We start from the raw sequence: 13,256 nt of genomic DNA, 5'->3' as shown, positions 1-13,256 counted from the left end.
GTCCCGCGACCGGGCAGACCGGGACTGAATTGGAAGGAATTTTGCCATGGCTGGCAGTGTGAACAAGGTCATTCTGGTAGGCAACCTGGGCAATGACCCCGAGGTGCGGAACCTGCCGAGCGGCGGCAAGGTGGTGAACCTGAGCGTCGCCACGTCGGAAAGCTGGAAGGACCGCAATACAGGCGAGCGCCGCGAAAAGACCGAATGGCACCGCGTGGTGATCTTCTCCGAAGGCCTTGCGCGCGTCGCCGAGAGCTACCTGCGCAAGGGCTCCAAGGTCTATATCGAAGGCCAGCTGCAGACCCGCAAGTGGCAGGACCAGTCCGGCCAGGACAAGTACTCGACCGAAGTCGTGCTGCAGGGCTTCAATTCCAACCTGACGCTGCTCGATGGCCGCGGCGAGGGTGGTGGCGACAGCGCCGGCTACGGTGGCGGCGACACGGGCGGGTTCCGCGGTGTGCGCGACAATTCCGGCGGCGGTGGCGGTGGCCGCCGGCCGTCTTCGAATGCCCCGGCCTTCGAGCCAGGCGGCATGGATGACGACATTCCGTTCTGATCGGAACAGGATTTGAGGGGCGGTCCGATGGGCCGCCTCTTTCGTTTCAGGCGAAGCGTTCGCGATAGGCCTGAGGGCTGATGCCGACACGGCGGGTGAAGGCCCGGCGCAGGGTTTCGTCGCTGACGAAGCCACACCTTCTGGCCACTCGCGCCACCGGCTGACCCTGTTCGAGCATGCGGCGCGCGGTTTCCACCCTGAGGGTCTCCACGGCGCGGGCCGGCGTCTGACCGGTTTCGGCTCGATAGCGGCGCGAAAAATTGCGCTCGCTCATACCGGCTTTCTCGGCCAGGTCCGGGAGCGACAGCGGGCGCTCGAGGTTTTCCAGAATCCACCCATGCAGGGTGTCGAAGCGCCCGCCCTGATCCTGCAGGGTGAGGGCGGCACTGAACTGTGACTGGCCACCGGGCCGCTTGAGGAAAACCACCAGTTGGCGGGCGACGGCGAGCGCGAGGTCCCGTCCCAGGTCGGCCTCGACCATGGCGAGGGCAAGATCGATGCCGGCGGTCACGCCGGCCGAGGTCCAGTACTTTCCGTCCTCGATGAAGATCGGGTCGGGATCAAGGGCTACGGCCGGGAAACGCGCCTTGAAGTCAGCGCAGCGCCCCCAGTGGGTAACGGCGCGGCGACCGTCGAGCAGGCCCGTCGAGGCAAGCAGGAAGGCGCCACTGCACACTGATGCGGCGCGACGGGCGCGCTTTGCGCGGGTCGCGATCCACTCGACGAATGCCGCATCCTCACAGGCGGGATATACGCCCCAGCCGCCGGAAATGATGAGCGTATCCAGATCACCGTCGTTGACGGCAAGCGGTTCGGCCTCGAGCACAAGTCCGGAGGATGTGGACAGGCGCGTGTTCGCTGCGACGACCACGGGAACATAAGGCGCAGGCAATCCGCTCAACCGGACGAGATCGTTGGCCGACGCGAAGACCTGCAACGGCCCTGCAACATCCAGCAACTGGCAATCGGGAAAACCGAGAATTTCGATGCGGCGCGATATTTGGCGGAAAACGTGGGGACTATGGCAAAACAGCCAGCACCATGTTCCGTATCCTGCTCGCAGTCAACTGAGGCGGTGAACGCAATGCTCAATATCGGACTTCTGGTGTTTCCCAATGTGCAGCAACTGGACCTGATGGGACCCTACGAGGTGTTCGCCTCCGTGCCCGATCTGACCGTGCACCTGGTCTGGAAAGACCTCGAACCGCTTCGCTCGGCCACCGGCCTGATGCTTCAGCCGACGATGACGATCGCGGACTGCCCCAAGCTCGATGTGATCTGCGTGCCGGGCGGTGGTGGCGTAAACGCACTGCTGACTGACCAGACGGTGCTGGATTTCCTACGGATGCAAGCGGCAACGGCACGCTACGTCACGTCAGTCTGTACCGGCTCGCTGGTTCTGGGCATGGCCGGGCTGCTCGAGGGCAAGAAGGCGACGTCGCACTGGAATGCCGTCGACCTGCTGCCGCGGCTGGGGGCGATCCCCACGCCGGGCAGGGTGGTTCGCGATGGCAATATCATCACCGCCGGTGGCGTGACCTCTGGCATCGATTTCGGCCTGACGGTGCTGGCAGAACTGCTCGGCGATGGGGTAGCCCAGCGCGTGCAGCTTGCCCTCGAATATGCGCCCGCACCACCGTTCGACAGCGGAACGCCCGAGCGGGCCAGCGCGGCACTGGTGGAGGCGGCGCGGCAGGGCATGGCGGCGTCGCGCGCCGAACGGGAACGGATCCTGCCTTTGCGATAGACTCAGGCGGCGATGAACTGCCGCCAGGTGCCGCGACCGGCCGATTTGGCCTGATAAAGGGCGAGGTCGGCATTGCGGTAGAGGCAATCGGCACCGTGATCGTCACGGCGGGCAAAGCCGACAGAGGCCCCCACGTGCCTGGTGTTTCCACCCAAGACGAAGGGCGCTTCGAAGGCCTGGACGATACGATCGCAGAGGACCCCGTCATCGACCGTGGAGTGCTGATCGGTGAGGACGGCAAACTCGTCGCCGCCGATGCGCGACACCAGCGTGCCGGGTGGGCAGGCGGCCATCAGCCGGCGGCCGGATTCCTGGAGACAGGCATCGCCCTGGGCGTGCCCCAGCTCGTCATTGATGGCCTTGAAGCGGTCGAGGTCGACGAGGATGAGCGAACCGACCGGCCGATCGCCATGCAGCGTGTCGAGGCGGGCCTGGAATACGGCACGGTTGGCAAGGCCAGTCAGCGTATCGGTCTCCGCTTGTCGCCGGATGCGTTCGGCCTGCTGCTTGGCGTCGGTGATATCCTGCTTCATGCCCAAGATGGATCGGGCGCGGCCATTGACCGTTTCCACCGTCGCGGTGATCCGCATCCATCGGCGGTTGCCCCTGGCCGTTACGATCTCGGCGTCGAAGTTGAAGCTGCCCAGCGTGGCAATGGCTTCGGCGCGCAGGGCCTGCATCTGGCGTGCAGATTCGGGCACGTAAAGGCCGAGTGTGGTTTCGCGCGTGATCCTGGAGCCGCGCGGCAATTCGAAAATGTCGTAGACGCCGTCGGTCCAGGTCAGGGTTTCATCGGGAAGCCGGCAGGACCAGATGCCGATCTGGGCCGTGGCCGAGGCCAGGTTCATCAGGCGAAGTCGGGCCTTGTCGGCGGCCTGACGCCGCTCGGTCGTGGCGTGGAATGCCAGTTCGGTGACGCGAGCGAGTACCGTCGCGCCATAAGCTGCATCGCGCGGTGCACCATCCCATAGGGCAAGCCAGACAGGCATATTGTTGCGCATGCCGGGAATGGGCGCGACCACCAGCACACCGCCATGAGCGAACAAGGGAATGACCTGGCCGGTCGGGCCGAGAATGTCCTCGGAGACCGCGGGCAGCGAAGCGCCATCGTGAGCGATCAGGCGGCATCCCTGTCCGAGGATCGCGGCGCCGGACATGCCGGTCCTGTGCCGGAGGGCGGACAGGAAACTATCGGCGGGGAGTGCGGCAGAGCTCAACTAGGAAAGGCCTTGGCTTCGGTTGAGCCAAACCTAGCGCGTACCCCTTAAGACACTGTTTTTAAGGCAGCATTCGCCAGAAAAAAGAAAAAGCGCCCCAGCGAGGGGGCGCCTTTCGCGTCGGTATCGATTGCATCAGCGCGAGAAGGGCACTTCGGCGCGCAGGTTATCGCCGGATTCGATATAGACCACGTCAAACGTCACCTGGATCGCGTCGCCGCTGAGCTGGATCTGCGCGGAAATGTTGAGGTCCTTGCCTTCTTCGTCCTGCTCGCGCTCACGCAGGTTGAAGATGAGGCCCGAACCGCGTTTCTGGCCCACGGCAATGCCGGTGAAGGTGGCATTGGAGGTCATGGCAGCCTCGAAGCGGCGATTGGCCTCGACATAGGCCAAGGTGCCGGCGACGGACAGGTTGGTGCCCGCGAGGGCGCAGCGGCCGTTGTAATTGACCTTGTCCTGATTGCCTTCGCTGAGCGTCAGGCGACACACGACGGATTCCTCGCTGGCGCCATAGAGCACGCCGCGGCCACGCCACTCGCCGATATAGGACTTGAGCAAGGCAACGTCCGCCGGCGCAGCAACGGCAGGTGCGAAACCGGCGGCAGCAGAAAGAAGGAGACCTGCCAGCGCCGCAGCACGGGTCAGGGGTCCGAGAAGGGTCATGGCAAAATGCCTCCAAAAAGCGAAGAGCCCCCAGGCTGTTCGGCGAATTCCCACACGTCACTGATCCGCCATCTGTGCGCCGGCCGCCACGCGGACTGTGGCGAGCCAAGAATCAAATGGCAATTCCAATTCGGTCGCAAGGTGCCGCAAAATCTCGTGTCCTGCCACTGGCCCCGTGCGGTGACGCGATGGCGGCATCCGGCTTTGGCGAACCGGGCGGCGCAATAGCATCAGGTGCTGCCCGGTTGCCCCACCTGTGCGGGTGGTACCCGCGCGATCGTGTGCGTATCGGCGTTGGGGTCGTCGGGTGTGGGGTCGGTGTCCACCATGCGCACGCCGATCTTGCCGAGCGGATGGAAGAACTTGCCGCCGGCGGCCAGCAGGGCGGGCAGGATGAAAAGATCGCCAACCACTGCGAAGGCAAGGGTCGAGACGAAAAGGGTGCCGAAGAGGGCGACCTGTGGAAGCTCCGAGAAGGTGACGATGATCACGCCGGAGCACAGGATGATCGTGGTGGCGACGATGGCGCCGCCAATGCGGTGCAGCGTGTGCCTGACCGCGTCGAGATGGGCCATGCCCTCGTCGCGCCGCGAATGAAGATAGTGCGAGAGGAAATGCACGGTGTCGTCGACGGCGATGCCGAAGGCGATGGTGAGCGCGATGACGGTGGTGAGCTGCAGCCCGGCGCCGGTGAGATATAGCCAGGCGATGGTCGCCAAGACCGGAAACAGATTGGGAATGGCGGAGGCCAGCGCCACGCGGAAAGACTGGAAGGCAAAACCGATCAGCGCGATGTTGACGAGCACCGACAGGGTCAGGTCGAGTTGAAGCCCGCGCACGATATCGTCGGTGGCGAAGGTGGTGAGGATGCGGAAGCCGCCGATCTCGACATCCTCGATGCCGGCCGCGGCCATTTCGCCCTGCAGGTCGTTGACCAGCTGCTTGAGCACCTCGGAGTCGATGATGGTCGGCATGAAGCCGGTGACCAGGGCCTGGCTACCGTCGTCGGTGACGAAGCGCTTGCGCATGAACGGGCCGACCGCGTCAAAGACCTCTTCGCGGGTAAAGCCGGTCTCGGTGTAGTTGGTCATGCTGGCGGCCGAGATGACCTTGTTCTCGCCCAGGTGGCTTTCGACGATCTGGTGGACGAGCCTGACTTCTTCGAAGTCGACGGGGCCGATGTTGGGATCGTTGCCGGCCAGCGGGACGCGCACATAGAGCGGCGCCACGCCACCGACGCCCTCATCGATGCTTTCGGCCGCGGTCAGGGCGGTCGATTCCCGCGCGACGAAATCCTCGAACGAGAAGTGCGGCTTGATCAGGACGTAGGGGATGAACAGGACGATCGTGACGACGATGGCGAGGATCGAAATCGGGCGGCCGAAGCGGCTGGCGAGGAACCAGCTGAGGGGCAGGGGGGCAGTCAGCACAACACTGGATTTCGGCGGCGCCTTGAAGCCCAGCCGGATCGAAAGCTTGAGCAGGAGCGGCAGGAAGGTCATCAGGCACACGAACAGCAGGAACGTGCCCAGGGCGCCGGCCATGGAGAATTCGCGTATGCCCTGTCCCGGCGTCAGCGACAGCGAGGCGAAGCTGACGAAGGTGGTCAGCATGGTGAGCGCCGCTGCAGGGCCGACGAGCTTGACCGTGGCATCGACAGCCTTATTTGGCTCCATGCCGTCGCGCCAGAAGGCGAGCCAGTTGAAGACGAAGAACATGGACTCGGCGAAGGAGATCACCAGTACCAGGGTGGTGACGATGATGGTGAGGAAGGAGAATGATCCGAAGAAGAGAAGGATCATGCCCATGGACCACATGACCGCGAGGAACGGCGTGGCGGCGACGATGATGGCGCCGAAGAAGGAGCGCAGGGCGAGAAGCGCGATGATGGCGCCCAGGCCGAAGCCCCAGACGGTGAACTTGATCTGGTCGTCCACCGCGGCATTGAGCATTTCCGAGGTCCAGACCGGCGGGCCGGTCAGCTCGATGCTCAGATCGCCGCCTTCGTAGAAGGCAATGGTCTGGCGCAGGCTCTCGATCATGGCCTTGGCGCCGTTCTGCTTCACAAGCTCCTGATTGGGGAACATGATCAGAACCACGCCGGTGACATCGGGCGTGATCAGATTGCGCATCATCGGATCGTTCTGCTGCAGATCCATCAGCGCCATGGCGACTTCGTCGGCCGTCAGCATGCCCTCGGGCACGGCGGGCACGGAGCCGCCACTGCCATTGGGCTTGCGGAGCGTGAACGGCGACATGGTGCCGACCGCGTATTCATTGAGCTCCAGATCGAAGGCGAGGCTGCGCACCTCCTCGATGACGTCTGGATCGACCAGATTGGGCGCGTTGACGAGCACGTAGATGTCGTTCTCGAACGTACCGAAGGTTTCCGAGAGGTGCTCGTAGGCGTCGTAATACTGGCCCGAATGCGCATAGACGCGCAGCAGATCGCCATCGACATTGGCCTTGGGCACCTGAGTTGCGGCAAGGATGGTGAAGGCCAGGACCGCCAAGGCGACAAGCCTGGGATAGCGGAGGGTGGCAAGCCCGATATATTCGAGGCCGAAACCGATGGAGCGCTTGTAGACGATACGCTCGAACGCGCCCTTGAGAACAGAACCCATAGACACCAGAACCCGACTCCCCCGTGGGCGGCATGTCGGCATTTTCTACGGGCAAGACGTGCTGGCGTCCAGCGTCTGCGCGGCTGACGGATTGTGCGCGAGCGCAAAGAAATGGCCCGCCGGAGCGGGCCATCGACACTCAGCCGGCCAGAGCCGCCTTGTTGGCCGCGAGGAAATCGGCAAAGCCCTGGGGCTTGCGGCCGCTATAGCGCTCGACGACGTCGGTGACGGCGCCATGGTAACCGGTGACGGCATCGCGCTGGAAGGCGACAAGCGCCTCGGCAAAGCCTTCCGGAATGCCTGCCGCGACCATGCCGGCCTTGAGATCGGCCGGGGTGAGCGGGATTGCGTTCACGGGCTTGCCGGACAGCTCGGCCAGCAGGGCGGCGCGCTCGACATTGGTGACCGGGGCAGGGCCGGTGACGTCCTCGACGGTGTTGGCGTCGGCGGTCAGCAGCGCGCCAGCGGCGGTGCGGGCAGCGTCGGCGCGGGTAACATAAGAGGTGCCGCGATCACCGATGAGGCCGAACAGCTGGCCCGAGGCGATGGTATGTCCGACGCCGATGAGGTTGTTTTCGGCATACATGTGATTGCGCAGGATGGTGAAGCCGAGGCCGGAGGCGGCCAGTTCGATCTCGGTCCAGAAATGCTCGGGATTGAGGCCGGCATCGGCATCCGGACGGGCGGCAGGAGCGGACGTGTAGACGACATGCTTGACGCCGGCAGCCTTGGCGGCCGCGATGGCTGCCTTGTGCTGGGCGACGCGGGTGCCGACACCGTCGGTCGAAACCAGCAGCAGGCGCTCGACGCCGGCAAAGGCGGCCGGCAGGGTGGCGGCATCGTTGAAATCGAGCTTGCGAACTTCGACACCCCGCGCTGCCAGATCCGCAAGCTTTGCAGGGTCGCGGGTGCCGGCGATGACCTTGGTTGCGCCGCGGGCGAGCAGTTCCTCGACGGCAAGGCGACCCAGATTGCCAGAGGCACCGGTGACGAGAAGGGGGGAATTGGCAAAGTTGGCCATGATGCACTCCTAAAACAGTGACGTTTCCGGACTTCCTTGATCTCGCTGATCTTGGAGAGTAAGTATCGGAAAGAGAGTGCTATCTAGTCGCGCCGCGCCGCGGTGAAAAGGAGGCACTTTTTCGGTGGAAGATTACCCGGAGGTAAGTGTCATGCAGGCAGGTCAGGATATTGCGGAGATTTATATCCAGCGCTGGAATGCCGCGGTGGGCCTGCCAGGGCCTTGTCCGGTCCGCGACGTTCTCGACAAGATCGGCGACAAGTGGAGCATGCTGCTGCTGATGACGCTGGCCGGAGGGCCTAAGCGTTTCAACCAGTTGCACCGCGAGGTGCCCGACATATCGCAGAAGATGCTGACGCAGACGCTGCGCGACTTGCAGCGCGACGGTCTCGTGGCGCGCCAGGTGTTCGATACCAAGCCGCCCTCGGTCGAATACCGGCTGACCGATCTGGGGCACTCGCTCATCGTGCCGTTCGGGCATCTGATCGAGTGGGCCAATTCCAGCATGGCCGATATTTCTGCGTCACGCGTGCGGTTCGACGCTGCCTGAAAAGGCCGGGGTGGGGAACCTCCTACGCGGTACATAATGCAAACATATCTTTGCAAAGATATGTTTGTGGTTTAGGGTCGCTCCACATCTGGAGTGTGCCCCATGACGTCGTCCCGAAAAATCAGCCGGATCGAGCCCGATGCCATGGCGCTGCGGGCGCTGGCGCATCCGCAGCGCATGCGCATGTTGGGGATGCTGCGCATGGACGGCCCGGCCACGGCCACGGGGCTGGCGGCAAGGCTCGGCATGAACAGCGGGGCGACGAGCTACCACCTGCGGCAGCTCGCCCGGCATGGCTTCATCGTCGAGGACGAAGAGCGGGGCAGCGCGCGCGACCGCTGGTGGAAGGCGGCGCACGAGTCGACAGTCTTTCACACCGACGGGAGTGATGACGAAACGCTCGACGCAAGCATTGCCTTTGCCGAGGCGGCGCTGCAGGCGCAGATCGGGCAGATGAAGCAGGCGCTGGCGCGTCACGTCACGCTGCCGGAGGAGTGGCGGGCCGCATCCACGCTGAGCGATCTCAGCATTCCCCTCAGCGCACCGGAAGCCAGGGCCCTTGTCGAGCGCCTCAACCAGGTGATCGCGGCGGCCATGGAGACGGCGCCCAAGCTTGGCGGGCCCTATCCGCCCGGCGTCGAGCCGTTCACGATCATGCTGCATGCCTTCCCGCATCCGCCCGAGGAAGACGCGGAATGAAGCAGCATCGCCCCCTGATATCGCTTGCGGCCGCGACGGTGTGTTCGGTCGGCGGGACACGGCTCTCCGTTATCGCCATCCCCTGGCTGGTGCTGACGACAACAGGCAGTCCGGTTCTGACGGGTGTGGTCGGCATGGCGGAGCTCTTGCCCTATGTCATGGCCAAGGCGCTCGGTGGACCACTGATCGACCGGGTTGGCGCACGCCGGATCGCCATCTGGAGCGACTGCCTGTCGACGATCGCCCTCTTGATCGTGCCGATGCTGTTCTGGCTTGGGCTGCTCAGCATCTGGCTGCTGATCCCTGCCGTGGCGCTGATCGGGGTTCTCCGCGCGCCCGCGGACGCGGCCAAACAGGCGCTGGTGCCCACCGTCGCTGCGCTGGGCGCGGTGCCACTCGAGCGGGTGACCGGCGTCTTGGGAGCCAGTGACAGGCTGGCGGGTACAATTGGTGCGGCTGGCGCGGGGGCGCTGATCGTCCTTGTCGGGCCGGCCCCGGCGCTGCTCGGCAACGCGCTGGCCTTCGTCCTCTCGGCCGTGCTGGTTGCCGGCGGCATTCCGCGCGTCGACCGGTCCACGCAACCAGGCGAGAGGGGGAGTTATCGCGCGGATTTCGTCGCGGGGTGGCATGGGCTGCGGAGCGACCCGGTCCTGGTCGGGCTGACGGTGATGATCGCCGTCACCAATCTGTTCGACCAGGCCTATGCCATCGTGCTCCTGCCGGTGTGGGTGCTGGAGGCTGGGCTGGATGCGAGCTTCGTCGGCATTTTCCTCGCGACGTTTTCGGCCGGCGCGATCGTCGGCGCTGCCATCGCGGCGGCGGTGGCCGAGCGCGTGCCGCGGCTGGCCATTTATGTCGGCGGCTTTTTCTTCGCCGGGCCAATGCCCATGGCCATCCTGGCGCTCGGCGCTCCCGTTCCTGCCATAGCCGGCGTGTTGCTGTTCAGCGGGTTTGCGGCCGGCTTCCTCAACCCGATCATCGGCGCCATCCTGTTCGAGCGGATCGCGCCAGCGCTGGTAGGGCGCGTCATCGCCCTGTTCGGGGCGCTGGCCTGGGTGCTGATGCCGTTCGGCGGACTCTATGCGGGGGTGCTGGCCGATGGCCTGGGCGTCCACGCTGCCCTTTGGGTCACCGGAGCGCTGTATCTGATTGCGGCATTGTCGCCGGTTTTGATCCCGAGCTTCCGGGCAATGAACAAGCCGCGCCGTGCCGCGCCGGAAAGCGAACGGCTCTCCACAGCTCAAAGCCCATGAAAATTGGCATTGTGCAGCGGAATCGCCTATCTATCGGGGTAACTGGAACCAACGTAGAATCACCCCGTGACAGATACGCCCGAAGACGTGAGCGGCGGCAGCCTGCCGAGCTCCGACATCGCCCCGATCTTCATTACCGACGAAATGCGCAAGAGCTATCTCGATTACGCAATGAGCGTGATCGTCAGCCGTGCGCTTCCGGATGTGCGGGACGGCCTCAAGCCTGTGCATCGCCGCATCCTGTTTTCGATGAGCGAGAACGGCTACGAGTACAACAAGCCGTTCCGCAAGTCGGCCCGCGTCGTCGGCGACGTTATCGGTAAATACCACCCGCATGGCGACAGCGCCGTCTATATGGCGCTGGTGCGAATGGCCCAGGACTTTTCGATGGGTCAGATGCTGGTCGAGGGCCAGGGCAATTTCGGCTCCGTCGACGGCGACATGCCGGCGGCCATGCGATACACCGAAGTGCGCATGCAGCGGATCACGGGATCGCTGCTCGACGACCTGGACAAGGACACCGTCGATTTCCGCGACAACTATGACGGCTCGGAGCGTGAGCCTACCGTCTTGCCGGCGCGTTTCCCGAACATGCTGGTCAATGGCGGCGGCGGCATTGCCGTGGGCATGGCCACCAATGTGCCGACCCACAACCTGGCCGAGACCATCAATGCGGCGCTGGCCGTGCTCGACAACCCCTCGATCCTGACCGAAGAGCTGCTTGAGCATCTCCCCGGTCCGGACTTCCCGACGGGCGGTATCATTCTTGGGCGCGCCGGCATTCGCCAGGCTTACGAGACCGGCCGCGGCTCTATCATCGTGCGCGGGCGCTCGAGCATCGAGGAAGTGCGCAAGGAACGCGAAGCCATCGTCATCACCGAGATCCCGTATCAGGTGAACAAGGCGGCGATGGTGGAAAAGATCGCCGAACTGGTGCGCGACAAGCGCATCGAGGGCATTGCCGACCTGCGTGACGAATCCAGCCGCGAAGGCATGCGCGTCGTCATCGAGGTCAAGCGCGATGCGCTGCCGGATGTGGTGCTCAACCAGCTCTATCGGTTCACGCCGCTGCAATCCTCGTTCGGCTGCAACTTTGTGGCGCTCAATGGCGGCAAGCCTGAGCTCATGAACCTCAAGCAGATCCTCGATGCGTTCATCGCCTTCCGCGAGGAGGTGGTGACCCGCCGCGCCCGGTTCCTGCTCAACAAGGCCCGCGACCGTGCCCATGTGCTGGTCGGTCTTGCCGTTGCCGTCGCCAATATCGACGAGGTCATCGCCCTCATTCGCACCGCGCCCGATCCGGCGACGGCGCGCGAGCAGCTGATGACCCGCCGCTGGCCTGCAGCCGACGTGGCGCCGCTGATCAAGCTGATCGACGACCCGCGCCACCGCATCAACGAGGACGGCACGTTCAACCTTTCGGAAGAACAGGCGCGCGCCATTCTCGAGCTACGCCTCGCGCGCCTCACGGCGCTCGGGCGCGATGAAATTGGCGACGAACTCAACGGCCTTGGCGCAGAAATCGAAGACTACCTCGAGATCCTGCGCAGCCGCGAGCGCGTACGGACGATCATCCGCGAGGAACTGGAAGCCATCCGCGAGCAGTTCGGCTCGCCGCGGCGCACGGAAATCTCGGACCATGTCGCCGACTTCGACGACGAGGACCTGATCGCCCGCGAGGACATGGTCGTGACCGTGAGCCATGCCGGCTACATCAAGCGCGTGCCGCTGTCGGCCTATCGGGCGCAGAACCGTGGCGGCAAGGGCCGTACCGGCATGTCGACGCGCGAGGAGGATTTCGTCGCAAGACTGTTCGTCGCCAATACGCATACGCCAGTGCTGTTCTTCACCAGTCGCGGCATTGCCTACAAGCTCAAGGTCTGGCGCCTGCCGCTCTCGGCAGCCAATGCCAAGGGCAAGGCGCTGATCAATATCCTGCCGCTCGAACAGGGCGAACGCATCACCTCGATCATGCCGCTGCCGGAGGATGAAACCTCGTGGGGCAATCTCGACATCATGTTCGCCACGACGCGCGGCACGGTGCGCCGCAACTCGCTGGCCGATTTCGTGGAAGTGCGGCAGAACGGCAAGATCGCCATGAAGCTCGACGAAGGCGACGAGATCGTCGGCGTCGAGACCTGCACGACCAGCAATGACGTGCTGATGACCACGGCCATGGGCCAGGCCATCCGCTTCCGCGTCGACGATGTGCGCCTGTTCAAGGGGCGCGACTCCATGGGCGTGCGCGGCATTCAGCTGGCGGACAAGGATACCGTCATCTCCATGGCCATCATCAACCACTCGGATGCGAGCGCCGAGCAGCGTGCGGCCTATCTCAAGCGCAGCAGGGCCATGCGTGGCGAAGTCGACGCCGACGATGCCGGCTCAGACGAGGCCGGCGTCGAGGCCGGTGAACTCAGCCAGGAGCTTTATGCGCAGATGGGGGCGCAGGAGCAGTTCATCCTGACCATTTCCGAAAACGGATATGGCAAGCGAACGTCCAGCCACGAATACCGGATCACCGGTCGCGGCGGTAAGGGTATCGTCGCCATGGCAGTCAACAAGCGCAACGGCAACCTGGTCGCCAGCTTCCCGGTGGAAGAAGAAGACCAGATCATGCTGATCAGCGATGGTGGCCAGACAATCCGCCTGCCCGTCGGTGGCGACAAGCCAATCGGCATCAAGGGCCGCTCGACCCAGGGTGTGATCGTGTTCGATACGGCCGAGGACGAGAAGGTCGTGTCGGTGGAGCGCATCAGCGAGCCTGAGGGTGAAGAGGGCGACCTGCCCGAAGCGCCAGAGGCGCCGCCGGCCGATCCGGCCGTGGAATAGGAAAAGGGCGCCTCGGCGCCCTTTTTTGTTGGGGTGCACTTGCTGAGAGACCTCTACACATGCCGGTCTGCCCTTCGGGCTCGACCCAAGCGCG

At 64.5% G+C, this 13,256-nt stretch carries 11 protein-coding genes; 6 read left to right on the top strand and 5 right to left on the bottom strand.

The features are described 5' to 3' along the window. Window positions 1–46: 46 nt before the first annotated feature. Complete coding sequence (gene ssb / locus CCK88_RS06020) at window positions 47–556, top strand: single-stranded DNA-binding protein (RefSeq protein ID WP_086469574.1); 510 nt, start codon at window positions 47–49, stop codon at window positions 554–556. 46 nt (window positions 557–602) lie between these two features. Here ssb and CCK88_RS06015 read toward each other — a convergent pair whose 3' ends face one another. Next, the gene (locus tag CCK88_RS06015) at window positions 603–1,556 is read right to left on the bottom strand and encodes a GlxA family transcriptional regulator (protein WP_086469573.1); all 954 of its coding nucleotides are present in this window, start codon (window positions 1,554–1,556) and stop codon (window positions 603–605) included. Between the two features lie 84 nt (window positions 1,557–1,640). On the opposite strand from CCK88_RS06015, the gene CCK88_RS06010 reads away from it, so the two are divergent. Next, the gene (locus CCK88_RS06010; RefSeq protein ID WP_086469572.1) at window positions 1,641–2,303 is read left to right on the top strand and encodes a DJ-1/PfpI family protein; all 663 of its coding nucleotides are present in this window, start codon (window positions 1,641–1,643) and stop codon (window positions 2,301–2,303) included. A 2-nt stretch (window positions 2,304–2,305) separates the two neighbouring features. On the opposite strand, the gene CCK88_RS06005 is transcribed toward CCK88_RS06010, so the two are convergent. The 4 genes from CCK88_RS06005 to CCK88_RS05990 all read right to left on the bottom strand — a co-directional run bounded on the left by CCK88_RS06005 (window position 2,306) and on the right by CCK88_RS05990 (window position 7,828). After that, the gene (locus CCK88_RS06005) at window positions 2,306–3,460 is read right to left on the bottom strand and encodes a diguanylate cyclase domain-containing protein (protein ID WP_086469571.1); all 1,155 of its coding nucleotides are present in this window, start codon (window positions 3,458–3,460) and stop codon (window positions 2,306–2,308) included. 195 nt (window positions 3,461–3,655) lie between these two features. Then, entirely contained in the window at window positions 3,656–4,183 is a 528-nt protein-coding gene (locus CCK88_RS06000; RefSeq protein WP_086469570.1) for a hypothetical protein, read from the bottom strand. Between the two features lie 230 nt (window positions 4,184–4,413). Continuing rightward, window positions 4,414–6,807, bottom strand: a complete 2,394-nt coding sequence (locus CCK88_RS05995) for an efflux RND transporter permease subunit (RefSeq protein ID WP_244557502.1) — start codon at window positions 6,805–6,807, stop codon at window positions 4,414–4,416. 139 nt (window positions 6,808–6,946) lie between these two features. Continuing rightward, window positions 6,947–7,828, bottom strand: a complete 882-nt coding sequence (locus CCK88_RS05990) for an NAD(P)H-binding protein (protein ID WP_086469568.1) — start codon at window positions 7,826–7,828, stop codon at window positions 6,947–6,949. 151 nt (window positions 7,829–7,979) lie between these two features. Between CCK88_RS05990 and CCK88_RS05985 the strand changes: the two genes are divergently transcribed. The 4 genes from CCK88_RS05985 (at window position 7,980) to gyrA (ending at window position 13,162) form a co-directional block, all read left to right on the top strand. After that, window positions 7,980–8,378: a winged helix-turn-helix transcriptional regulator gene (locus CCK88_RS05985; RefSeq protein WP_086469567.1), complete on the top strand. Its 399-nt coding sequence runs from the start codon at window positions 7,980–7,982 to the stop codon at window positions 8,376–8,378. A gap of 102 nt (window positions 8,379–8,480) precedes the next feature. After that, window positions 8,481–9,077, top strand: coding sequence for an ArsR/SmtB family transcription factor (locus tag CCK88_RS05980; protein ID WP_086469566.1), 597 nt, complete (start codon window positions 8,481–8,483; stop codon window positions 9,075–9,077). Further along, window positions 9,074–10,330, top strand: a complete 1,257-nt coding sequence (locus tag CCK88_RS05975; RefSeq protein WP_086469565.1) for an MFS transporter — start codon at window positions 9,074–9,076, stop codon at window positions 10,328–10,330. The genes CCK88_RS05980 and CCK88_RS05975 overlap by 4 nt, the downstream gene beginning before the upstream one ends. A 144-nt stretch (window positions 10,331–10,474) precedes the next feature. After that, the gene (gene gyrA / locus CCK88_RS05970; RefSeq protein ID WP_244557501.1) at window positions 10,475–13,162 is read left to right on the top strand and encodes a DNA gyrase subunit A; all 2,688 of its coding nucleotides are present in this window, start codon (window positions 10,475–10,477) and stop codon (window positions 13,160–13,162) included. The last annotated feature ends 94 nt before the right edge of the window (window positions 13,163–13,256 follow it).

It is taken from the genome of Devosia lucknowensis (assembly GCF_900177655.1).
GTDB classification, from domain to species: domain Bacteria; phylum Pseudomonadota; class Alphaproteobacteria; order Rhizobiales; family Devosiaceae; genus Devosia; species Devosia lucknowensis.
The sequence above is the reverse complement of the archived record's forward strand: the minus strand, read 5'-3'. Positions and strand labels throughout refer to the sequence as shown.